This is a genomic window from Chitinophaga sp. YIM B06452 (assembly GCF_039655965.1).
Classification (GTDB): Bacteria; Bacteroidota; Bacteroidia; order Chitinophagales; family Chitinophagaceae; genus Chitinophaga.
This window is the reverse complement of sequence record NZ_JAWLKY010000007.1, coordinates 88,917-111,636: the sequence shown is the minus strand read 5'-3', so window position 1 is coordinate 111,636 and position 22,720 is coordinate 88,917. Positions and strand designations below refer to the sequence as shown.

Here is a 22,720-nt window from a genome sequence, read left to right as displayed (position 1 = left end):
GGCCGTGTGTTTTAATACACATAACAGATGCCTGCGCTTACATTTACATGCGGGTTTGCACTACTGTAAACCTGGATTTGATCTTCAGGAAATGTTTTTCAAACAGCTCGTACGATACATACGCTATTGCGCAGGTAAGAACCAGGCAGGTAAGCGGGTACAGTACCTCGTATAGCAGGATGTTCGGGCTACGCCCGAAGAATTTCATGAAAGCGATCAGCGCCAGCTGGCATACAGGCGTATGGAACAGGTAGATGCCGTATGATACCTTCCCCAGTGTTTTAAACAAAGGTTGCTCCAGCCGGAGTATGCTGTTCGGGGCTACGGCCATCAGCATCAGGTAGCCGAATAACACGGCATGAATGAAATGGTCATAATAGTTGTCGCTGAGCACCGGGATCCTGATCACCGAAAAAACGAACAGGAAAGTAAGCAGCAGCATTGCCACCTGTATTCTTTTATTCATCAATACTTCCAGCAATTTCCCATAAGTTTCCTTATGAAAAAGGATATAGGCGGCAAACATGCCGGTGCCGAACAGCTCGAACTTGTCAAACAACAGCAGGTAGTTGATGCCAAACAGCGAGGGCGTAGAGAGCGAGGGGAAGAAGTAAGGCAATACGATGCAAAGTGTTTTGCTCAGGAACCCAATTCCCAGCATCAGTATGAACAGCGTTTTGAGCCTGTTCCTGAACGCAATGATCAGCAGCGGCCAGATGAGGTAGAACTGTTCTTCAATGCAGACTGACCACGATATTTCCACGATGCCTTTGTTGTAGGGAAAGAACGCAAGCTGGATATTCACTGCAAACAGCAGCAGGAATATGAGATTGGTGGCTATCGTAGCCATGCTGTAATCCGGCGCTACATTGAGAATATGCAATACGGTAGGAGCAAGGAGCACCATGCCGATGCCAAAGGCCAGGTAGAGCGGCCATATCCTGAGTATCCTGCGGATGTAAAAATTCCTGAGATTAAGCTGGCCGGTATCCTGGCGTTCTTTCAGCAAAAGATAGCTGATCAGGAAACCGCTGAGTACAAAAAAAAGGTTCACGCCCATGCGCCCGGCTTCGGCCAGGGCTGGGTCGAGGAATTTCCAGGTGTTCACCCCGTTCTCCTCTTTGAAAAACTGCGCATGATGCAATACAACCAGGAAGGCGGCTATAAATCGTATAGCGTCCAGGTTCTTAAAATAGATTCTCATTTGGTCTTTAGCTTTTGCTTATTATCATTTCCTTTGATATTGCAACATCCATTCGTATATGTTGTGAACACCGTCTGGCTTGGTCCTGGGGTCATACAGCGTTCTCCATGAATGATGACCGAAATCATCTATGATGGTCATTTTCGCCAGGTCGGCCTTATAGCGGTTCGTACTGTCCGCATAACGTCTTGAATCTTCCATAAACCGGGCTTCCTTTGAGCCTGCAATATACCAGCAGTGCGTATTGCCGCGGGCGACATTATTGAACTGACCCAGGTTTTTTTTGTCTATGGCGGCTACGGACATGGGCACGACGGCAGCTATCCGGCTGGCAATAGCGGTTGATTCGGTGATCGCCATTACGACGGCCCACCCGCCTGCGCTGTAGCCGGTCAGGTAGATCCTGCTGCGGTCTATCCGGTAACGTTTTTCCAGGTCGTTGAGTATCGTTTCTGTCTCGGCTGGCTTCAAACCCCAGCTGGGCGCTTGGGGAGCCACAACGATAAACTGGTACATCTTCCCGTCAGCAGGGTTGCGGGCCTGTATTTTCTGCCCGTTGTGTATCCAGTAGGGAACACCGTCTATCAGCAGTCTTTGCAGATCGTTGCCCGATTTGCTTTTCCCATGGAAACAAAGGATCAGCGGGTATTTTTTCCCGGAGTTGTGGTAATCATCCGGCAAATGGACCAGGGCTCCCAGTTTTGTACGTTGCGTGAGCGGGATCCGGATACTGTCCATATGGCGCTGGCCTGCTGCACAAAGCGGGGCCAGCGTGCTGCTCATAAAAAATATAAGCAGGATATACTTGGATATATTCATAATGGAATTACTACTTAGCGTTAATGACATCTTCCAGCTTCACCCCGATGATCTCTTCCACTTCCAGTTTAGACACGGCGATATCTCTTTCCAGTGTAATGATCCTGGCCTGGCCATCTTTATACCTTTTTGACGCGACATTATATTCGTCGTAGGTAATGCTGCTGGCGGAATATTTGGCTTCAGCCTGCTCAAACGCAGCCTGGTCCTCTTCGGTAGCTTCCTGCTGTAATTCCAGCAGCGCTTTGTTTTTCTGGTAATCCCTGAACTTGGCGAGCACCATCGCAGTGATCTGGCGGCGCGCTATTTCCTGTTGCGCTGTGGCTATATCCAGGTTCCTGCGGGCTATTTTCACATCTGATCCTTTCCCGATCAGGGAACCCAGTGGAACATTGATACCGACATTCCACAACGGGTAATACAGTTGGGTGCCCAACTCGTTCTGATCCACGATCTTCAGGGTAACTGCGTTCAGGTTCGCGCTGGCAGTTACGTAGTTCAGCCAGGAAGCGCTTGCTTTATTCAGTTCCGACACGGTCTTTGCCCTTTCATAATCTCTTACTTTCATGGCGGGGTTAGCCAGTGCGAGCTCTATCAGCTTCGCTTCGATAGCCGCTGTGTTTCCAGGTTTGAGAGCCTGGGTCTGTGCAAAAACTGACAGGGAACATAACAAGAACGCAAGTACGATAATGCTATTTTTCATGAGTTGCTGTTTTTTCAGGTTGTTTTAAGTATTGTTTGGTTTCAAAATTTCCCATATTGATAATGATGGCCATTGCGCTGTAGAAGAACAGGCTCCCGGGCATCTGCCCGATGGCTACCTGGGCGTAGTTCGCCACTATATACGAGTACAGGCTGGCCACGATGCCGAGGTAAAGCAGCCTGTAATCATTGTTCTTGCTCCGGTAGTAATTCCTGACGCCCATATACAGCACAATAAAATAGATCAGGCAGGTTAGCAGCAGCCCGGTATAGCCGGTTTCTATCGCTGTGCGCAGGTAGCCACTGTCTGGCGGAAAACCGGCGAGCGGATGACCGGGGTTGTATTCAAGCCCCAGCACGCCGCTGGTACATACGCCGCCCCCGATTGGATGGTTCATGATGTAAGGCTGTATCCTCGCGCGGTTTTCATCCCTCACATTCAGTGACTCATCGTTGGAGAACTGGAAGGTAGACCGGATCCTGTTGATAGTGCCGTTGCCGTAAAAGGGCCCGAACACAAGTGTGCAGAACATCATGAGGAAGCTTACGGCAAACAGCATCGTTTTTTTGTTGGTGATCGTCATCAGAACGTACACCGATAATCCGGACGGGATCATAAAAAACGCTGTCCGCGTTCCGGAATACGCCATGCCAAGGCTCATCAGAATGATCCCGGCGCCCAGTAGCAAGCGGTACCTTTTATTGGTTGTATTGAGCAGCAGGATCACGCAGAATACCACAGCGTTCGCCATCAGGATGCCGTATGCTGTGGGATCGGAGAGGAAAGAGAATTTCCTGAAATCGCCACCCTGGAAATACAGTTTATACCGGATGGGGTCAGCCATTACCCAGTTGTGCTCAAAGCCAAGCAGGCCATGCCATTGCTGGAAGCAACCGTATGCCCCCGCCAGCACCGATAGTATCACCCACAGTTTGATATAATCTATGACGTCCTGCCTGGTCTTGAAAATATGCAGCCCGATGAAATAGATCATCAGGAAGTTGAAGAACTTGCGCATCGTAAAGATCCATCCCTGCACCGAATCCATGGAAGGGTTGAATAGCTGGACGAAAAGAAACCCGATATACACAAGATAGATGTACGTAATGGGATTACCGGAGTATAACCACAGGCGTTCTTTCTGAACGGTCTTTTTCAGGTAAATACCGAGAAAGGTCACCGCGATCAGCACATCCACCGCGATGCCCATTGGTAATGCATCGTTGGTGATCCGCTTGATGTAGAACACGAAGAAGCCGATAACGGTGGTAAGGAAAAAACCGAGCTTGGTATTGAACAGGCAGATACCGGCGGCCGTTATGCCGAGCAGGCCGCCGATGATCCCGAAACCGATCAGTTCGTTCTTGTTGACAAGGAACCCGATGGCAACCGCGCTGAGGGTCATCAGCAGGTACGCCAGGGGCCTGTTCAGGAACTTCGCGCCGGCGAAGGCATTTTCGTTATGGATTGTCAGTCTGGCCATCTCTGCGGGTTCAGAAAAATATTGTTTTAAGGAACAGGAAGATCATCGTGAACGCCAGGAAAGCGGTTACCATCGCTGCCATGATCTTGTCATTGGAAAATTTATCATTCTCTTTCATACGCTGTCAGTTTAATTTATTCAAAGCGGAGAATTTTTCCCCGAGTGCTGCGATACAGTTTTCCCAGGTATGGGACAATGCAAATTGTTTCCTTTGCCCGCCCAGGCTGCTTCCGTTATTTTGTTCTTCCAGCGCGGCATCGATCGCTTCCACATACGGCCCGGCCCCGTTGCACAGGTAAACATAATCTTCAAACATGCGCATGGCCTCTGTATCTGTTGCCACTACCGGTTTGCCAAAGAAAAGGTATTCGTCGATCTTCCGCGGATAATTGCCGATGGTCATTTCATTGACAGCCTGGGGATTCAGGCATACGTCAAACTGGCTGATGTAATCTCCGAGCATGCCGGCTGGTTTGCTGCCGAGGAAATGGACATTAGGCAGTTGATGAAGCTTGCTTGCGCTGAACGTTCCATCTTCCGGGCCAACGAGCACGATGCTGTACGCAGGCTTCGCCAATGCGATATGTTCGATCAGGCCGATATCCAGCCTGCTGGAGATCAGGGCGCCCACGTAACCGATCAACGGGCGGGGCAGTTGCCTGAGGTCTTCCGGCATTGCGGGCGGCACAGCGGGAACTGTTCCGAACTCGCAGCCCTGGCCTATATCATACGAATGATCGTTGTATTGCCTGGCATACCGTGCAAGGAAAGCGGAGTTTGCAGCCACCATGGTCGCTTTGGCCATCAGCTGCCTTTCAAGCCGCACGCCATGCCGTTTAAAATAGGGCTGGCTGGTGAGATTATCCCTGATGTAATAGATCGTTTCGGTAACGCCGTTCAATAATTCCGGCAGGTAGAATGCCCTGAAGAAATCATTATCGATGAAAAGAAGCGGGTTGCTGAAGCCCAGCCTGGCCGCCGCGCTGTTGATCTCCCGCGCCAGCCGTTTGTTGTTCATGCGGTTCAGCAGGTCGAACAGGAAAGGGAAGGGCACCTTGTTGATGGACTCAAGCACGGTGCGGGGGTCCAGCGTATACAACGAGCTGGTTACTGCCTGGAGGTCCATTGTTTCACCTTTCAGGCTGCTTTTCCTTCTTTGCGTTTTAGCGTCGTTGCCGGCCCGCAGCGCGGTGATCCGGTCCAGCGCCCTGTTTACATACAAGACCTTATTATGGCGGGAAAGCTCCAGGGCCATGTTCTTGCAATTGCTGCCGATCCCGATATCCCAGGGTTGCAGGCCCACCACGATGATATGACGGTTCCTGATCATTTGGCGACGGGTTTAAGCATAAAACGTTGTTTCAGGATGCGGATCATTTCGGGGTAAAACCGGAACATATATTTCCAGACGTTCACCGGGTTTATTTTCAGTTTGCGGATCAGTATCACCTGGGTGATAATGAGGCAAACGCCGTAAGAAAGCATGCTGCCATACGCCGCGCCCATTACACCGGTAAGACGGCTGAGCGTGACGCAGCTTACGATATTAAAAGCCGCCGTAAAGGTGATGACGATAAAATTCACTTTTGGCTGGCCGATAGAATCCATGATAGTGCCGAATTGTTTGATGAAGGGGAGGAACAGGCCGTAAAAGATGGTGACCTGCAGGATGGCTGCCGCTTCTGCATATTCTTTTCCCGCAATAATGGAGAGTACCAGTTTGGGAAGCAGCATGATCACGAGGCTGGCTGGTACAGCTAATGCCAGGATGACGCCTACCGCTTTTTCATAATAGTATTTAACGCCTTCAAGATTCCCCGATTCCATCATCCTGGCGCTTTTCGGGAAAAGGATGTCTCCCAGCACCTGCGAAGGCACGTCCACCAGGTTGGAAATGCGGATGCAAACCCCATACAGCGCCACCGCGGAAGTGGAAACCATGGAAGCCACGACAACCTGGTCGGTATTCCTGAAAATGCTGGAACTGATATTTGTTCCGAACACGTATTTGCCGAAATGCCAGAGTTTCTTTACCCATGCCCGTGAAAAACTCAAACCGGCATGAAGGAATTTCCGCGCAAAAACAAAGGATACGATGGCGCCTGCGGCAATGCCTGCGTTATAGTACCATACGAGGTTGACGAGACTGATCTCTCGGGCGGTCAGCAGGTGCAGCACGATCAATAAAAAAGATAATCCCTGGCGAAGGCTGTAAGCCCAGAAGATGCCCCTGAAGTCTGCATGTGCGTTTTGCAGCCATTCAAAATGAGAGAAGGGGATAAGGAGCAGCAGGCCGGGTAAAAAGATGTAAATGATCTGTGAAAGCTCCGGGGCGTTCAGCATAGCGCCCGCAGGATAAATAAAAGCAGCCAGCAGCACGCCAATCAGCAGGGTGACGGCGGCATTGATGGCGAGAGCGGCAGACTGGATGCCGGGGTGTTCCTCATGGCTGTGGCTGTTGATATATTTGATCACGGAGTTTTTGATCAGCGACTGCCTGATAATTTCTATGATCCCTGCAAACAGCAGGAAAAGATTCCAGACGCCCATTTCGGATTTGGTAAGAGAACGGGTGAGCACCAAAACGCTGCCGATGCCGAAAAGCAACACGGCGGCTTTTTGCAATCCGCTGTAAATGCCGGATTTCAGCCAGTAGGTGTATTTTGGTGTGCTCATTTTATTCGTTTCCATCTAATTAAATCAGTTCATTGCCGCTTTTGCATCCGGCCTTTCGAGGCTGTAAAGCCACCACAGCCCGGCCCGCATGGCCAGCTGGTACATCAGCACCGGCACGGTTACGGCAAACAGCAGGCATACGATCAGCAACGCCGGGAGATACGTGACGCCCAGCACTTTCACCATCACCATGCGTACGGCGGAAGCCACCAGCACATGCGACACGTAGATGTAAAGGGAATGATATCCCGCCACCCGCAATAGTTTCAACCGGTCGTATTTCTGCAGGATGAAAGAGATGCTGATCATAAACGCGCAGCCGCACAGCGCAATGAGGCCAAAAAGGAGCGGCTGGTGCTCTTCCACATATAATGCGCTGTTGTGGTCAAGGTTGGTCAGCAGGAAGTAGAGCTGCCCCGCGGCAAAGAAAGGCAGCAGGCCCAGCATGAGCTTCCAGGAACTGAACAGCTTGAAATTCGCGTTGTCCAGTATCTTGCCGGCCACCAGTTCGCCGATCGCAAAGAACATGTAATAATGCAGGATGTCATAGATAAACCCAAGGTCGATATGACGGATGGCCACGTAGCTGGAAGCCATGTACATAGCGCCTCCCAGCAGCAGCTGATGCCAGGCGTTGAAGCGGAGTTTCTCCCGCATAATGATATACAGCACGGTGACGTTGAAAAGCGCGTAGAGGTACCAGAACTGGTCTATCCGCCTCGGGAAGGCCAGGATATAGGCGTAGTCCACCCATCCGCGGTCCGCATTCACATAGCCGCTCAGCAGTATCTGAATGGTGATCTGCAACGCCGACCACAACAGGTAAGGATACAGCAGGATATTCACTTTGTTCAGGATCAGCCCCTTCATTTTTCTCTTCGCCAGGCTTTTCGCGATAAAAATGCCGGAAAGGATAAAGAACAGCGGCATCCTGAAGCTGTAGAAAATGATATTGGCATTTTCCAGCCACTGGAATTTTGAGTCATCCACACCGGAGCGCGTGATACCTTCAAAAATATGACGGTAGAGCACCAGGATGATGGCGATCCCCCGCGCATAGTCTATCCAGGCGAGCCGGTTGCTCTGTACTGTTAGTCCTGGCAGCTGCCTGCTCATCAGATATCGATATTTTCGTGTTCAACCATATTCAGCACAGCGCCGCTGAATTTCCCGTTAAGGCTTGCGAGGAACTCGATACTCTCCTTGTCCGTCTGCTTTACGCTGGACTTGGCGGATACCACCGCTATGATCGTTTCTGCGTATTTCATCAGCTCCTTGGTGTCTGACCGTTTGTTGAGCGGCGCGCCTTCCATGAGAATAAAGTCGTACCTGGTTTTGAGGATGTCCATGTGATCCAGCAGGTTGCCTGGCTTCAGTATCTCATCCGGGGTGTATTCTCCTCCCTGACAGCCAATGATATCCACGTTGGGAATGCCGGTGGCGCTTATCAGCGTCTGGAGCTGATTTTCCAATGCGGCGGTCTTAGCAGTATGAAACTGCTCCAGTGTAGGCGATGCTTCAAACTCCGCAGTGAGCGTGTTGTGCGGGAAATGCGTATCAATGATCAGCACTTTTTTATGGCTGAGGCTCAGGCTGTGGGCCAGGGCAACGATGATGGCAGACTTGCCTTCGCCGGACCTTGCGCTGGTAAACAGGAACACCTGCTTGCCGCTGTTGTCTATTTCATAGCGCAGCTTGCGGAGCAGCTGGCGGAACACGGCATTGCCTTCTTTAGGGCTTTCTTCCTGGAAGATGTTCTCAAAAGTGATCTTTTTCAGGTTGATGTTGTTCACCACGCCCAGCAGCCGCAGGTCTGTGATCCGCTGGAATTGCGACGGCGTTTTGATGGACAGGTCGATATATTCCATGAAGATGATCACGATACAGCAGAACACGAACATAGACATGCCGGAAAGTGCCAGTATGATCAGCCTTTTGGAAGGCTCGGGCTCTACGGCGGGCTGGCCGTACAGCAGCTGGCGGAAGTTGTCCATCGGCGCGATCTTGTTGTTCAGTGCCGCGTCGTAACGGGTCTTCACTGCTTCATATTCCTGCTGCGCCAGCTCTACCTCTTTCTGCAGGGCAAGGTTATTGGCATTCCTGGATGCGGCTGCGCCAATGCTGGAGTTCAGCTGGCGGATCTTCTGCTCGTAATCCTGGATATTCCTTTCCGCACTCTTGATCTGCAGTTCCAGTTCGCTCTTTTTCTGGGTAAGGTCGGCCTGCGAAGTACCGGAAGAAGCAGGGGAGGCCGAAGCGAGAGACAGCAGCTTGTTCTTGTATTCTGTTTTTTTCTGCTGGTATTTATTGAACAGTTCGGTGTTGTTGGAGCCTTTGGACAGATACTCGTTGTATGCATCGTTCATCTGTGCTTTCGCTACGCTCAGCTCATTACTCAGGGCCTTGGCGGCAGATGCGTTCTGGGTGGTCGTTTTTTCGATCTCCGACAGCTTGCCGCTAAGCTGCTGCAGGGCAAGAACAGCACTGTTATAGATGCTCTTTTCGTCCGCCAGGCGGTTTTCGAAATTACTTACCTGTTCCAGCTTGCTGGAACTTTCAACGGACACGTCCATGGTGCCCATTGTTTTAATATTGCCGATCTTGAGGTCCAGCTCCTCTCTCTTCTGATCCACCAGCTTTTTCAGTGTTTCTATGTTCTGTACGGTCTGCTGGTTGCGGGAAGATTCATGGTTCCTGAAAAATTCCGTCACGATCTGGTTCACGATGTAGGCAGACAGCTCGGGGTTTACAGAACGGTAGGTGACGTCAATAAAGTCCGTACGCTGTACCCTGCCGGCGTAGAGCACGTAACGGAGGGTCTCAAGATCATATTTGAAGAGTTTCAGCAGCTCAAGTATCTTCCTGTCTTCAGGATCGTAGGAGCTAAGCAGCTTTTCCTCGTTGTAGTGTTTGGTAAGCACTTCAATGACCTTCGCCCGGTTCATGGTGCTGTATGCGGCCTCTTTTTTGTTTTCGGCGGTAAGGTTCCTGAATTCCTTCCCGGGGTTCTGCAGGTCGTGCAGCAGGAGGCTATAAGAGGTCATGCTCAGCACGCGGGGGGATTTGAGTGATTCGATCACGTTGCTGAACTTGGAATCAATTTCGTAGATGTTAAAGCTCTCGTCTTTCAGCTTCACCTGCTCGGTGCTGGTAAATCCCGTTGCGATCTGCGCGGTGGATTTATAAAGCATCTCCTGTTTCATGGTTAGCAGGAAAGCGGCTGCTACGGCCATCAGTGTGCTGAGCAGGATCAGCCACTTTCTCTTCATCAATGCCTTAAACAAATAAATCAGATCCATATTCTCTCTTTCATTAAAGTGTAAAATAATCTAATCTGAGTAGCCCGAAAAAATCCGGTGTTGAGCCGGATTTTTTCGGTAACAAACCTTAAATCTCGTCTGAAGGTGCTACTTGCTCTTCACTATTTTTATGGTTTTAACCACTTTATTTCCGTCTACAAGGCTCAGCACGTACAATCCGCCCGGGATGGCCTGTGCTCCAAGATCAAGCGTAACCCTGTGATTACCTGCCGGGAGTTTGCCAAGCATCTTCGTATACAGCACCCTTCCGCTAACATCTGATACATTGATCAGGAGGTTGTTGGAGTTGCCGCTGGCGGTCACATCCAGGTTCACGGTGTTCACGAACGGATTCGGGTAAGCCCTGGTCAGCTCAAGATTGGCCGGTGTTGCGGCTCCCGTGTTGAAGTTTCCGCGCGCCATCACCAGCGACGGGTCAAGCTCGCTTCCTTCCGGAGTGTAAGACTGGATCACCAGTGCGCCGATGTAGCCGTAGATGGAGGTACCGCCGTTGGTTACGGAGATCAGCACTTCGCCGTTCTGGTCGGGCGATACGTCGTTGATCTGTACGGTGTTGCTGATATTGTACCCTGCGTTCAGCGATACTGTCGTTGTACCGATAGTGTAGTTGGACGTTCTGTCTCCGCTACCGTCGCGGCTTGCAAAGAATACGAAGTTGTATTTCTTGGCGAGGTTCAGACCCTTGATCTTCAGTTCTGCGGTCTGGCCAGCGTCTACCCAGTAAGTGCTGCTGATCACGTTGTCAGGATAGATACCGGAGTTGTTGCCGGTATTCATGCCGAACGGATTGTCGCCGGTGAACGCTTTCTGGATCACCATGGTCATACCGGTGTTGTCGTTGTTGTCATCTTTCAGGTTCGGGAATTCAAGGCCCTGTGCAGGAGGATTGTTCGTGTTGTTCCACGGTGCGCCTGCGGGGTTGAATACGTTCATGTTGATGTACACTGCATTCCTGAAAGTGGCGGCAGATGCAACATTGCTGAAGTCAGACTGAACAGCGCCTTTCAGTGCCCTTACTTTATAGTAGTAGCGTGAATCTACTGCCAGGCCATTGTCCGTATAGGTGTTTACGTTATTGCCTACGCTACCCAGCAGGCTGAAGTTGCTGTTGTCTGTTGAGCGCCATACTTCAAAACCGGTCTCGTTGTTGGAGTTGTCCATCCAGGTAAGCTGAATGCTGGTCTTGGATTTGGCCTGTGCTTTGGCATTGGCCGGCGCCAGCGGGGTACCGTCGTCCAGGTAGTATTGCAGCACGATAGCGTTGATGTAGCCGTATTGCGCGCCGGTGGCTTTATGCACGGTGAACTCGATGTTACCGGAAGCATCTGCGGCAATGCCGTTGATCTTAACGGTGTTGGTGCTGTTGTTGGCAGCGTTCAGGGTCACTGAAGATGCGCCTACGGTGAATACTGTGTTCTTGTTGTCGTTGCCCTGGCGGCTGTTGAAGAACGTAATGTTGTAGCGGTAATTGGCCGGCAGGTTAGACAGCCTGATCCTTCTCGCCGTAGCCTCGCTGGTGTAGTAGTTGGTGGCTATCACGTTGTCCGGGTATACGCCGGAGTTGTTGCCGGTGGTAGCGCCTACTGCGTTGGTGCCGGTAAAGGCGTCCAGCAGCTGTATCCTGATGCCGCTCAGCGTGCCGGTTTCGTCTGCCAGGTTGGCGATAGCCGCGTTGGCGCCGGGGTAGCTGTTGAAGTTATTCCAGGGTGCATCTGCAGAGGGCGACTGGTTAAAGTTCACGTATACAGATGTCACGTTCTTGTCGCGGATCTGGATGGTGAACGTCCTGGTGGTGCTGCCGCCCTGGTTGTCGGTAGCCACTACGTTGATGTTGGCATATTTGCCCACATCGCCTGCGGCCGGTGTGATGCTGATGCTGCCGGTACCGTCGCCGTTGTCTGTCAGGTGGGCGAAAGAGGGCAGGTTGGTGGATTTCAGGGTGAGCACATCGCCGGCATCGTCTTTAGCCACCAGGTTGATGGTAAACGTTTCGTTGTTCTTGATCAATACATTGGCAATGCTGTCCAGCTTCGGATTGTTGTTGCCGGTCTGGATGCCCAGGGTATCGGTATATGCGGAAGCGCCATGGTCGTTGATAGCCCTTACAGCATAGAAGTACTGTTTATTAGCCTTGGCAGACGTATCCAGGTAGCTTGCAGCATTAGCGTTACCCAATGCCGGGTTCAGCAGTGTATACGGGCCCGCAACGGTCGTGGCGGAGCGGTATACTTCGTATGCGGTTTCGTTGAACGCCACGTCTTTCCAGGTTACGTTCACACCATTGCTGGTGGAAGCGAGCGCCAGGTTGGCCGGTTTGGCGGGAGCGTTGCCGTCGTCATAATTCACCTGTATCACCAGCGCATTGAGGTAAGAATATACGGAACCGGTGCCATTCTTCAGGTTCACCACGATCTCATTGTTGGCATCGGGTGAAATGTTGTTGATGGAAACGGTATTCGTTTTATTGTTCGCAGTCTGGAGAGACACGGTGGTAGCGCCAACGGTATAGTTGGTCATCCTGTTGTCGCTCACATCGCCGCGTGCGCCGAAGAAAGTAAGATTGTATTTGCTGGTGCTGTTAAGGCCAACCAGCTTGAAGGTCTGCTGCGTGGTGTTGGACCAGTAGGCAGTTTTCATCACGTTGTCCGGGTACACGCCGGAGTTATTGCCGGTGGTGGTGCCAAAGTAGTTGGAACCATTGCCCAGCGCCTGCCATGCGCTTACAATACTGATGCCTACCGTGGTGGCCACGTTGTTCTGGTCTTTCAGGTTTGCAAACAGGTCGTTCTGAACAGGCTGTTTATTGGTATTGTTCCACGGAGCGGCAGCCGGGTAAGAGCCATCTGTGAAGTTCACATAGATGGAGCGGCTCGGGTTCACGTCGGTCACGGTGATCGTGAATGTTTTGCTGTCGATACCGCCGCGGCCGTCGTTGGCTTCTATGGTTACATTGTAAGTGCCGGCGTCAATGAAGGTCGGAGCCACATTGATCTGGGCGCTGTTGCCGTTCGGCGTCAGCGTAGCGAAGCCGGGCAGGCCCTGGGCGCTCCACTGTACTGTTTCACCTGCATTGGCGTCGGTAGCGGAAAGGTTTACAACCTGTGACGCGTTTTCGTTAACGGATACGTTAGACACTGCGCCGATCACCGGGCTGTAATTGTCGTTCACCGTCAGGTTGAATGAGGTGGACACGCTGCCGCCGTGCTGGTCTGCCGCCGTAACAGTGATATTGTTATATACGCCTTCATGCGCCATTGTAGGATTGAAGGTGAGCGTAGCAGTGCCGGGCGCGGTGCTGAAAGTGCCGAAAGCTGCGGGAACATTGGCCGAAGTGATGGTCAGGTTCTCACCGTCTGCATCAGTTGCAGTCAGGTTCAGCACCAGCTGTGTGCCATACCTTACGGAACGGTTGCTAAGCTGTGTGAGCACCGGTACATTGTTCAGGGTAGGAGTACCGGCTGTGTTGCTGAATACAGAGCTGCCGCCCTCATTCTTCGCCAGCACTTTGTAGAAATACTGAACATTGGCAAACAACGCGGTATCGGTGTAAGTGCCCTGTGCAGTTGCATTGGCGCCTACTGTTGCAAACAACCTGAAGTTATTGGCATCGTTCACGGAACGGTGTATCTCGAACTGGGTTTCGTTATTAGAATTGTCTGCCCAGGTGAGCTTGATCTGGCTGGAGCTGAGCGCCGTGGCCGCAAGGGTTGTAGGCGCTACAGGAGCCGGGGGCATTGCCTGCGTAGTGGCGAACATCTTCTTGTTGATAAACACGCTGTCGGGAATAACACGCTTGGTGATGCCGGGGCCTGCATACCGGGTGGTAAGCGACTGGCTGCCGTTCTTCGCGAAGAATGTTACATGGAACTGGTACCTGCCCACAGCGAGTGTCTTGGTGCCGGATCTTTCGGTCGCATTCTGCACGAAGTTATTATTCACCACCACATTGGATTCATTGAAATCGCCGATATACAGCTTGCTTCCATCATCTGATGTGGTATAGAAAGTATACGTGCCTGCAACAGGAATATTAATATAGCCGGAGAACTTCAGGGCGAAATAATCATCCCTGTCCCTTACGCCCAGGTTTACATTCGGTGTAAGACCGGTAATAACTGGTGTAAGCGAATTGAAGTCAGGCAATGAATTCTGCGAGGTGGGTATCGCGTAAACACCGTAATGCAGGGCGCCGCTTTCAGAAGGGCTGAAGCCGGAACCGCCGTATTTGTTGATGGCCTGTACGCGGTAGTAGTAGGTGGTCTGCGCAGTCAGGTTGCTGTCCAGGTAAGACACCTTGTTGGCAGCGGTGGTCGCTATGATGGTGTACTCGCCGGACTGGCTGGTGGAACGGTATATCTCGAAACCGCTTTCATTATTGCTGCTGTCTGCCCAGGTGAGCTGTATTTTATTATAAGACAGCGCAGTGGCCAGGATATTACCCGGAGCTTTAGGCAACGGGCCGCCGGGGGTGACAACATCCCTGAAATATTCAGCGGGTATTACCTGGGCGCTGGTCACACCGTGCGCGGTGTTTTTCCAGGACACGGTGCAGCTTTCGCCACCACCCTGTTCAAAGAACGCAATGGCGATCTTGTGCATGCCCGCGGTCAGGGTAACAGTACCCTCGCGGCTCTGAGAGCCGTGCAGGCCATCGTTATTCACCAACGGGGTGGCGCTGGCATTGTAATCCGTATCGATCCACAATTTGCTGCCGTCATCTGAAGTAGTGATGAAGGTATAGCTGCCTGTTACCGGGATGCGGATCATCCCTTCCCAAACGATACCGAAGTTATCGTTCTGGTTTCTTACGCTGATGTCTACAGTGGGGGAGTTGCCGGTCTTAACAGGCGTGAGCGTGTTGAAGTTCGGCAATGTAGACCATGTACCGTTGTATACCCTGTAGTTAAGGCCATTAGCTACAGCCTTGCTGCTTACCTGGTTGCTCCTGGGAGAAATATTACCGGCAAGGTCGCGGGCTTTCACCACGAAAGTGTAAAGAGAATCTTTATTCAGGTTAAATACTGTGAAATCTGATTCATCTGGTTCTACGGTGTACGACTTGATGCCGTTCACAAAAATGTCATATTTGAAAATGCCCACATCATCGAAGGAAGGGCCCCATGACAGTGAAACCGAAGAAGCGCTGGTACCGGTGATCTTCAGGTTGGTAGGAGCAGTGGGCGCGTTTGCATCCACCTGGGTGGTGGCAGTGGCTTCATTGCTCAGTGTAGCCGCGGCCGTATTATTTACAGCCCTCAGTACATAGAAGTATTTAGTATTGGGAGCCAGCCCTTCGTTGGTGAAGGAAGTGGCGTTGGGAGCGGTTATTTTCACCAGCTCGTACGGGCCGCCGGCAGCGCCGGAGCGGTAGATCTCGTAGCCGGTTTCGTTATAAACGGCATTCGGGTTATCCGTCCAGTCGAGGGTGATAGCTACTTTTGAAATGGCCGTTGCAGTGAGCCCTGAAGCAGGCGCCGGCGGGTTGGGGCCATTGGCGGGTATTACCGTGAAAGGAGCAGAGAAGGCGCTGGAGCAGCCGAATTGCTCGGTCACGTTTGCCTGGTACTGGCCGGTAGTAGAAGCAGTGAGCGTTCTGCTGGTGCCCAGGGTTTCAGTGGAACCCACTTTTTGCCAGAGGTAAGAAGTATAACCTTCGGGCAGGCTCAATGTAACATAGTTTTTACCGTCGGTAGCGGGCAATACTTTACTCATCAATCCTTCGATGGTGATGGGAGGCGTTTGCGTTGCCGCTTTTATTTTCACGACCACGGGGGTAGGAGACCAGGGGGACCATTCGGTGCCTCTTTTGATCCTTGCATCGTAGGTACCGAGTGAGGTAACTGTCAGCTCGTGACCGTTTGCACCGGGTATTACTACACCGTCTTTCCGCCATTCATACCCGTCGAATCCGGATGTGAGGCCCAGAATAACGTTTACGGTCTCGCCGGGGCAAAATTCGTTATGCCCGCTGCGGGGCCAGGGGTTAGCTTTATGTTGCCTGTTCAGGAACGGCCAGAAGTCGGTATTATCCCAGGCCCTGTTCCAGATACCGTGCCCGCCATCGGGGTAAAGCGTCTGTTTTACATTCGAACCGATCGCCAGCGCAGCGTCAACTACAGCCTGCGTGGTGTTGGGGTGCGGGTTGTTGTCCAGCCCGCCCTGGAAGATCCACATGGGAATGTACTGAAATACATTTACCTGGTCCCTGTAAGCGATAGAGCAGCCGCTGATAGGCAGGAAACCTGCTATCACCTTGGGATACCTGAACATGAATTCCCATGTTTCAGTACCGCCTGCGGAAAGGCCGTTTACAAATATCCTGTTCTCGTCCAGCTTATTGTTCTCGATCAGCTCATCCAGTATCTGTTTGATAAAATCGTACTGGGGATTGCCGAAGAAGCCTGTTGTGCTTTGCGGAACAAGGATAAAGCCGTCGAACTTGCCGTTATCCACGGCTGCGCAGAACTTGCCGCCGCCATGGTAAAGGGAATATTCGTTGTCATAAATGCCACCGGATTCACCGCGGCCATGCAGGAAGATCATGAGTGGATATTTCTTTCCATCATTTACACCTTGCTGATAGGTTTTAGGGAATTTCAAACGAAAGGGCATCCCGCTCAGGTAGTAAGCCTTGTAGGAGTCTTTGTTGGTGAAATTTACTGCGCTGCGCGGGGTTCTTACCCACTTTGCGATAGTGCCCCAGGCTGGAGTTTCCGGGGGATTATTGGGGTCATAATTGATTACATTATCCCCTGAATTGAACACCTGCGCAAGGCCATCGTGGAAGCAGCCCAGGCAGAAAAGAAGGATAAATAAGTAAAATTTACGCATATGGTAAGTGTTTCAGTTATAAACCGATTTTGCTTACCCAGCAAAGAGTTGAAAATAGTTTTAATTCCACTCAATACTGAGTGGCTTTTCATGAGAGGATGGTCAAAAATAAATTGTGCAGGCTTTAAATGAGGATAAGGTTGGGGTATACTTTTCAGAATGTAAAAGTATATCTTTTTTTTAATCGCGCAATAATTTTTAGGCAATTAACAAATAATTTAAATATATACTGTAAGCTATGCTTCTTTTACAGCTGTTTCCGGGCTGCGTTTGCGCGGTCCGTGCAGGTAATAGCCAATGAACGTGTATCTCACCAGCCAATGATAGCTGAAAAGCCCTACCAGTAAGGTGATAGCAATACTGATAAAAAATTTTCCCGGTCCCCAGACCGTTGTTTTTCCCAGCCATGGTTCCACCGCGTTCAGGATGCCTACATGCACCAGGTAGATCCAGTAGGAAGAATCTGATAAATAACGCAGGGATGGTTTTTCGGCATTCACCCAGCGCAGGAATATACCCATCACCCCGGTTACCAGCAGTATGGTAGCCGCGGTGGCCAAAACCTTTATTGATATTACCGGCATCTGTATGTGCTTAGCTCCTTCAGCCAGACCCAGGTAAACCGCAATGGCGGCGCCTGTAAGCGCAAGCGCCAATGAATATTTTTTCAACGGCGGGAAAAATTCTTTCATGCCTGCATGCAGCACCCAGCCTGCATAGAAGAAGCATCCGTAGTACAGCAGGTACGACAGTCGCGGTACTAACCCTGGCGCATATTGTATGAACGGCGTATCAAAAAGCAGCAATGTCAGGAAAGATAATACTGCAAGTACTGCAAGCGCTGCGGCAGCATGCATCCGGAACATCACCAGCCGCGCCGGGCCACTGTACCTGCGTATCAGGGGCCAGCACCATTTTACCATAGCGAGGCCGGCCAGGTACATGATCATCAGGTAATAAAGGAACCACAGGTGCAACGGGCCCCGCCAGATAATAATATCCCTGAAAATGGCGGCTGCATCGGCGCCGGTGAAGTGTGCCCCGCCTTCGGTTACACGCTCGTAAACGCCCGGCAGGTAAGTAAGCGGCAATATAAAGATCAGGCCGGCTATGAAGGGGAGGAGAATGCGCTGTGCGCGGTGTTTCATGAAGGCAATAGCGCCGATCTTCTGGTATAGCAGCCTGAAAAAGAAACCCGCGATGAGGTAAAACAGCTGCATCCTGAAAATATGGATCAGGAAGTAAGTCAGGTCGAAAGCAATATTACTATAGGAAGGGTCATGGTAAAAGCCCGGGAAATCCTTTACTGTAAAGGGCATAGCGGCATGCAGCGCAACGCCGAGGAACATGGCGAGCGCCCTTAGCGCGTCCATGCTGTAAATGCGGGCCTGGTTGCCGCCGTTGCGGGTAGGTGAATGTGTCATATACGCTGGGTGGCAGGCGCTCTTTCAGCTTTTACCCATACGGCGGACTGCCGTTTTCTGATAAAGCGGAAAAAGCCATGGAACACTGCCAGGTTCATAAATGAAAAATAAAAAGGAATATACAGCAGCTTTACTTTCCTTTTCCTGAGCGCCAGCAGGTAACCCAGCGCAGATGCGGCATAGAAGCATATTTGCAGGATCAGCAGGAGTGTGTAGACGCCGCCTGCCTGCTGCGCAACCAATATTATGTTCGCAACAAGCACCAGTACGAGGCTCAGCGGGGCCAGCGTCCAGCGGAGCACGCGGTGGCCCGTATACTGGAAAGAAAGCAGCCCGTACCGGAAGATGTTCAGCAGCGGGGCCAGCATTACGATAGACTGGAAGCCGCCTGCCGCAATGCGGACCTTTCTTTTGTATTCTTCCGGGATAGACGCGGAAGGCGCTTCCATCGCATATGCCCCGGGCTCGTAGGCAATACGGTACCCGCTCATATTGGCACGGAGGGATATAATAAAATCATCCAGGATCACTTCGGGTTCTACCGGCCTGTAAAGCTCCCTGCGGATGGAGAAAAGCTCGCCGGCGGCGCCTACTACGGAATAAAGCGCCGCGTCTATCCGTTTCAGCGCGGATTCATATTTCCAGTACACGCCTTCCGTGCTTTCGGCGCCGTTGCCGGCCATTACTTTCTTTTCCCCGGCTACGCCGCCGGTAAGCGGATCGCTGTAATGGCGGGTAATATTAATAATAGCATCCCTGTTCAGGAGGGTATTGGCATCGCAGAAAATAACAACGGGAGCGGTTACCTGCTCCATCGCGCGGTTGAGCGCAGCTGTTTTACCACGGCGGGCCGGCTCATGCAATAGTTGTATAGAAGGGTACTCCCGGATAATGTCCGGCGTACCGTCAGTAGAGCCGTCGGTAATAAATATAATATCCAGCAGGTCCGGGGGATAATTCAGCGCCAGGGTATTCTCTATCTTCCCGCGTATCACGGCCGCCTCGTTATAGGCGGCGATCACCAGCGCAACAGGTGGTGTGAAAGAAGGGAGAGGCTTTGCCGGACCGGAAAGCAGCCGTTTGATCTTTACCAGTATCCATGAAAGGATACCGTATCCTATGTAGCTGAAAAAGAGGATAAATAGTCCTGAAAACAATATCGTCTTGGTAATGCTCATGTATAAGGCGGGGTAAATCAGGAGGCAAGTTATAAAACAATTTTGAAACCATTTTAAAACTACCGGTATCCCGGGAACGTTTCTCCTCCGTTTACGAATGATATTACGCCATTCACAGGAAAAATATGCTCGCTTGCCAAAATCCAGGTATTAAAAATAAATAATTATTATACTTTTACGCTCGGTTGCAAACAGATAAGGGGTTTATACCTGGATTTAGCAACGGGATAAGTACGGAAAATTATTTTTCTTGTTGCATTCCGAAAAATTCGAGTAAATTTACCCTGTTTTTAACCAGCACTACAACTTAGCCATCTCCTCTGAAATTCTTCATTAACTATTAGTATGGTTTACTGACTGCCTGACTCCCTGCGATCGTTTCGCGCGTCGGAAGGCAACGGCCCATATGACTGTTTTCAACCTATCCCCTGGAAAATCAAAGATGACCGTTAACCGCTTATGCATCTGTAGAAAATCAAACCGGATGTTTACGGCAATGGTTTAAAAGTTAGTCTTTAATTTTCTAAACATAGAACGATGAAGAAATTAGTACTTGTAGTAGATGATAGTCCCGCGCTGAGGTTGTTACTGGAGGCGATGCTGCAGAAAAAATACAGGGTGGTTGCCGCGGGCGATGGTTTGAGTGCGCTGATGTGGTTGAATAATGGTAATACGCCAGACCTGATCATCACAGATATACAAATGCCCCAGATGGACGGCTGGGAACTTACCGGCGTGCTGAATGAGAATCTTCTTTACAATGACATCCCGGTAATGGTAGTAACCGGTACCCAGGTAGAAGACATGGCGCTGGTGCCTTCCAACGTGGTAAAGATCATCCAGAAACCGTTTGACCCGACAAATCTTGTGAGTTTGGTAGATATGAAGTTGAATACATTACCTATTGAAGCTGTTTCATGATCCATTGTGACGGCATATTTATAGCACCTATTAAATCGAATCGGCATGATGTCAATTTTAACAGTACCTGTACCAGATTCGTTAAAAACCGGACCCCGAATCCTAAACATCTCCAGAAGCGCGACACAATCCTACATTCTTTGCATCGGCAACAATGCTTTCCTGCATGAAGTAGCCGGCAGATGCGAAGAGAGGATACTCGTTGCACAACATCACCAGGCTGCCCGCTCCATTTTGAGGGAGCAGCTAATGCTGGACCGGAAACCCGTTTTCGTGATCTGCAATCTAAGCGCAGGCATGGATCCGCGTACTTATTTAACGCTGGTCCGCTCATTTAACGAAACGCGGGACACACCTTTTTTTGTGTACACAGAAACCCTTGATGCAAAGAAGAAACAGGAATTGAGAAGTGTGGGAGGAATAGACCAGGTGTTTACCGCAGGGTTCAGCGCTGATGTTTTCTTCAGCAAGGTGAAAGCCACGAAAAAGATCAAAGAGCTTGCAAAAAGCTCCAGGCAGAAGGAAGTACGTTCCTTCAACCTGGGCGGCATGCTCAATTATTGTTTAAAAAGGACTTTGGATATTTCCATAGCAGCCACGGGATTACTGGTTGCCAGCCCATTATTGCTGGCTATCGCCGCGTTCATCAAACTGGAGAGCCGCGGCCCCGTTTTTTATATATCCAAACGGGCAGGCCAGGGCTACAAGATCTTTAAATTCTATAAGTTCCGGACGATGGTAGCCGGGGCAGACAAGCAGGTGAGCCAGATGAGCCACCTGAACCAGTATGAGGCCAACAGCACAGGCCCTGTGTTTTTTAAAGTGAGCAACGATCCGAGGGTAACCCGTTTCGGCGCTTTCCTCCGTAATACCAGCCTCGACGAAATACCCCAGCTGCTGAATGTGATCCTGGGCGATATGTCGCTGGTTGGCAACCGGCCGCTTCCGTTATACGAAGCTGCGTCGCTCACAACGGATTCTTATGCAGGCCGCTTCCTGGCGCCGGCTGGCCTTACAGGTCTCTGGCAGATCAAAAAAAGAGGCAGCAAGGAAATGAGCGTGGATGAGCGCATCAGGCTGGATATAGAATATGCGGAAAAACATTCCGTGATGTTTGATATGTGGATACTGGCGAATACGCCCACAGCCCTGCTGCAAAAGGATAATGTATAGCCGTACAGACGAACGTTAGCCGCCAAGAACAGATTTAATATACAACCGAGTACAATGAATAACAAGTTAGAAAAGCAGGCCGCCCCGCTGGTTTCGATCATTGCATTGAACTATAACCAGACGGCAGTGACCTGCGAATTCCTGGAAACTACTAAAAACCTCACTTACAGGAACTTTGAAACCATTGTTGTGGATAATGGCTCTGCAACAGACCCCAGTGCGCAGATCGAAGCGGGGAATTACCCTAACCTTAAACTGATAATAAGCCCGGTGAACCTCGGTTTTACGGGCGGCAACAACCTGGGCATGCAACATGCCTCAGGCGATTATGTTTTTATTGTCAACAACGATACGGAGATGACGCCCGACCTCCTGGAACAGCTGCTGGCGCCCTTTGAAGAAGACGCTTCCATCGGCGTGGTATGCCCCAAGATCAGGTTCTATCATCATCCCAACGTGATACAGTATGCAGGTTTTCTCCCGATGAACCTGCTTACCGGCCGTACATGGGCGGTTGGCAGCAAAGAGGAAGACAATGGTCAGCACAATGTATCAGGTCCCACATCCTGCGCGCACGGCGCAGCTATGATGGTAAAACGTGAAGTGATCGAAAAAGTAGGGCGCTTCGCGGATAAGTTCTTTATCTATTATGAAGAGTCCGATTGGTCTGCCAGGATATTAAAGGCAGGATATAAAATATATTATGCCGCACAGGGATTGATATACCATAAGGAATCCATTACGATGGGAAAGGAAAGTCCGCTGAAAGTGTACTTCCACACCCGTAACCGGATCCTGTACATGCGCAGGAATACCAATAAAAGACAGCTTACGGTATTCCTGCTCTTTTTCAGTTTCCTGACGCTGCCTAAAGCTGTAGCTTCCTATACGCTCAAAGGGCAGTTCAGGCATCTGAAGTCTTTCCTCAAAGGCACCTTCTGGAACCTGACCAATTCGAGCTATTCACCTGTTTAAAAAATAAAAATCA

General features: G+C 50.8%; 14 protein-coding genes. 3 read left to right on the top strand and 11 right to left on the bottom strand.

Annotation, left to right across the window (positions count from 1 at the left end; all coding sequences use genetic code 11):
• Window positions 1–43: 43 nt before the first annotated feature.
• From R3I13_RS24630 to R3I13_RS24580, 11 genes are all read right to left on the bottom strand, one after another.
• Entirely contained in the window at window positions 44–1,204 is a 1,161-nt protein-coding gene (locus R3I13_RS24630; RefSeq protein WP_346320653.1) for an acyltransferase, read from the bottom strand.
• Window positions 1,205–1,228: 24 nt separating this feature from the next.
• Entirely contained in the window at window positions 1,229–2,023 is a 795-nt protein-coding gene (locus tag R3I13_RS24625; RefSeq protein ID WP_346320652.1) for a hypothetical protein, read from the bottom strand.
• A gap of 10 nt (window positions 2,024–2,033) precedes the next feature.
• Complete coding sequence (locus R3I13_RS24620; RefSeq protein WP_346320651.1) at window positions 2,034–2,726, bottom strand: TolC family protein; 693 nt, start codon at window positions 2,724–2,726, stop codon at window positions 2,034–2,036.
• Window positions 2,716–4,209, bottom strand: a complete 1,494-nt coding sequence (locus tag R3I13_RS24615) for an O-antigen ligase family protein (RefSeq protein WP_346320650.1) — start codon at window positions 4,207–4,209, stop codon at window positions 2,716–2,718. The genes R3I13_RS24620 and R3I13_RS24615 overlap by 11 nt, the downstream gene beginning before the upstream one ends.
• 124 nt (window positions 4,210–4,333) lie before the next feature.
• Window positions 4,334–5,539, bottom strand: a complete 1,206-nt coding sequence (locus R3I13_RS24610) for a glycosyltransferase (RefSeq protein WP_346320649.1) — start codon at window positions 5,537–5,539, stop codon at window positions 4,334–4,336.
• Window positions 5,536–6,885, bottom strand: coding sequence for a flippase (locus tag R3I13_RS24605; protein WP_346320648.1), 1,350 nt, complete (start codon window positions 6,883–6,885; stop codon window positions 5,536–5,538). Before R3I13_RS24605 ends, R3I13_RS24610 begins: the two co-directional genes overlap by 4 nt.
• 24 nt (window positions 6,886–6,909) lie before the next feature.
• On the bottom strand, window positions 6,910–8,001 hold the full coding sequence (locus tag R3I13_RS24600) for an acyltransferase (protein ID WP_346320647.1): 1,092 nt from the start codon (window positions 7,999–8,001) through the stop codon (window positions 6,910–6,912).
• A complete protein-coding gene (locus tag R3I13_RS24595; protein ID WP_346320646.1) occupies window positions 8,001–10,184 on the bottom strand; it encodes a Wzz/FepE/Etk N-terminal domain-containing protein in 2,184 nt (727 codons plus the stop codon). The genes R3I13_RS24600 and R3I13_RS24595 overlap by 1 nt, the downstream gene beginning before the upstream one ends.
• 108 nt (window positions 10,185–10,292) lie before the next feature.
• Entirely contained in the window at window positions 10,293–17,036 is a 6,744-nt protein-coding gene (locus tag R3I13_RS24590; RefSeq protein ID WP_346320645.1) for a fibronectin type III domain-containing protein, read from the bottom strand.
• A gap of 236 nt (window positions 17,037–17,272) precedes the next feature.
• Entirely contained in the window at window positions 17,273–18,460 is a 1,188-nt protein-coding gene (locus R3I13_RS24585) for an acyltransferase family protein (protein WP_346320644.1), read from the bottom strand.
• Window positions 18,457–19,638 (bottom strand): glycosyltransferase family 2 protein, encoded by a 1,182-nt coding sequence (locus R3I13_RS24580; protein ID WP_346320643.1) that lies wholly within the window; start codon window positions 19,636–19,638, stop codon window positions 18,457–18,459. The genes R3I13_RS24585 and R3I13_RS24580 overlap by 4 nt, the downstream gene beginning before the upstream one ends.
• A 537-nt stretch (window positions 19,639–20,175) precedes the next feature.
• On the opposite strand from R3I13_RS24580, the gene R3I13_RS24575 reads away from it, so the two are divergent.
• From R3I13_RS24575 to R3I13_RS24565, 3 genes are read left to right on the top strand one after another with little or no spacing between them, the layout of a single operon-like run.
• Entirely contained in the window at window positions 20,176–20,559 is a 384-nt protein-coding gene (locus R3I13_RS24575; protein WP_346320642.1) for a response regulator, read from the top strand.
• Between the two features lie 45 nt (window positions 20,560–20,604).
• The gene (locus R3I13_RS24570; RefSeq protein ID WP_346320641.1) at window positions 20,605–21,732 is read left to right on the top strand and encodes a sugar transferase; all 1,128 of its coding nucleotides are present in this window, start codon (window positions 20,605–20,607) and stop codon (window positions 21,730–21,732) included.
• A 54-nt stretch (window positions 21,733–21,786) separates the two neighbouring features.
• Window positions 21,787–22,707 carry a glycosyltransferase family 2 protein gene (locus R3I13_RS24565; RefSeq protein WP_346320640.1) on the top strand — a complete coding sequence of 307 codons (921 nt, stop codon included), beginning with the start codon at window positions 21,787–21,789 and terminating at the stop codon, window positions 22,705–22,707.
• The last annotated feature ends 13 nt before the right edge of the window (window positions 22,708–22,720 follow it).

What these genes read in the sequence shown, in the direction of transcription:
- R3I13_RS24630 (WP_346320653.1), bottom strand. Translation starts at nt 1,204, where the DNA reads ATGAGAATCTATTTTAAGAACCTGGACGCTATACGATTTATAGCCGCC.
- R3I13_RS24625 (WP_346320652.1), bottom strand. Translation starts at nt 2,023, where the DNA reads ATGAATATATCCAAGTATATCCTGCTTATATTTTTTATGAGCAGCACG.
- R3I13_RS24620 (WP_346320651.1), bottom strand. Translation starts at nt 2,726, where the DNA reads ATGAAAAATAGCATTATCGTACTTGCGTTCTTGTTATGTTCCCTGTCA.
- R3I13_RS24615 (WP_346320650.1), bottom strand. Translation starts at nt 4,209, where the DNA reads ATGGCCAGACTGACAATCCATAACGAAAATGCCTTCGCCGGCGCGAAG.
- R3I13_RS24610 (WP_346320649.1), bottom strand. Translation starts at nt 5,539, where the DNA reads ATGATCAGGAACCGTCATATCATCGTGGTGGGCCTGCAACCCTGGGAT.
- R3I13_RS24605 (WP_346320648.1), bottom strand. Translation starts at nt 6,885, where the DNA reads ATGAGCACACCAAAATACACCTACTGGCTGAAATCCGGCATTTACAGC.
- R3I13_RS24600 (WP_346320647.1), bottom strand. Translation starts at nt 8,001, where the DNA reads ATGAGCAGGCAGCTGCCAGGACTAACAGTACAGAGCAACCGGCTCGCC.
- R3I13_RS24595 (WP_346320646.1), bottom strand. Translation starts at nt 10,184, where the DNA reads ATGGATCTGATTTATTTGTTTAAGGCATTGATGAAGAGAAAGTGGCTG.
- R3I13_RS24590 (WP_346320645.1), bottom strand. Translation starts at nt 17,036, where the DNA reads ATGCGTAAATTTTACTTATTTATCCTTCTTTTCTGCCTGGGCTGCTTC.
- R3I13_RS24585 (WP_346320644.1), bottom strand. Translation starts at nt 18,460, where the DNA reads ATGACACATTCACCTACCCGCAACGGCGGCAACCAGGCCCGCATTTAC.
- R3I13_RS24580 (WP_346320643.1), bottom strand. Translation starts at nt 19,638, where the DNA reads ATGAGCATTACCAAGACGATATTGTTTTCAGGACTATTTATCCTCTTT.
- R3I13_RS24575 (WP_346320642.1), top strand. Translation starts at nt 20,176, where the DNA reads ATGAAGAAATTAGTACTTGTAGTAGATGATAGTCCCGCGCTGAGGTTG.
- R3I13_RS24570 (WP_346320641.1), top strand. Translation starts at nt 20,605, where the DNA reads ATGATGTCAATTTTAACAGTACCTGTACCAGATTCGTTAAAAACCGGA.
- R3I13_RS24565 (WP_346320640.1), top strand. Translation starts at nt 21,787, where the DNA reads ATGAATAACAAGTTAGAAAAGCAGGCCGCCCCGCTGGTTTCGATCATT.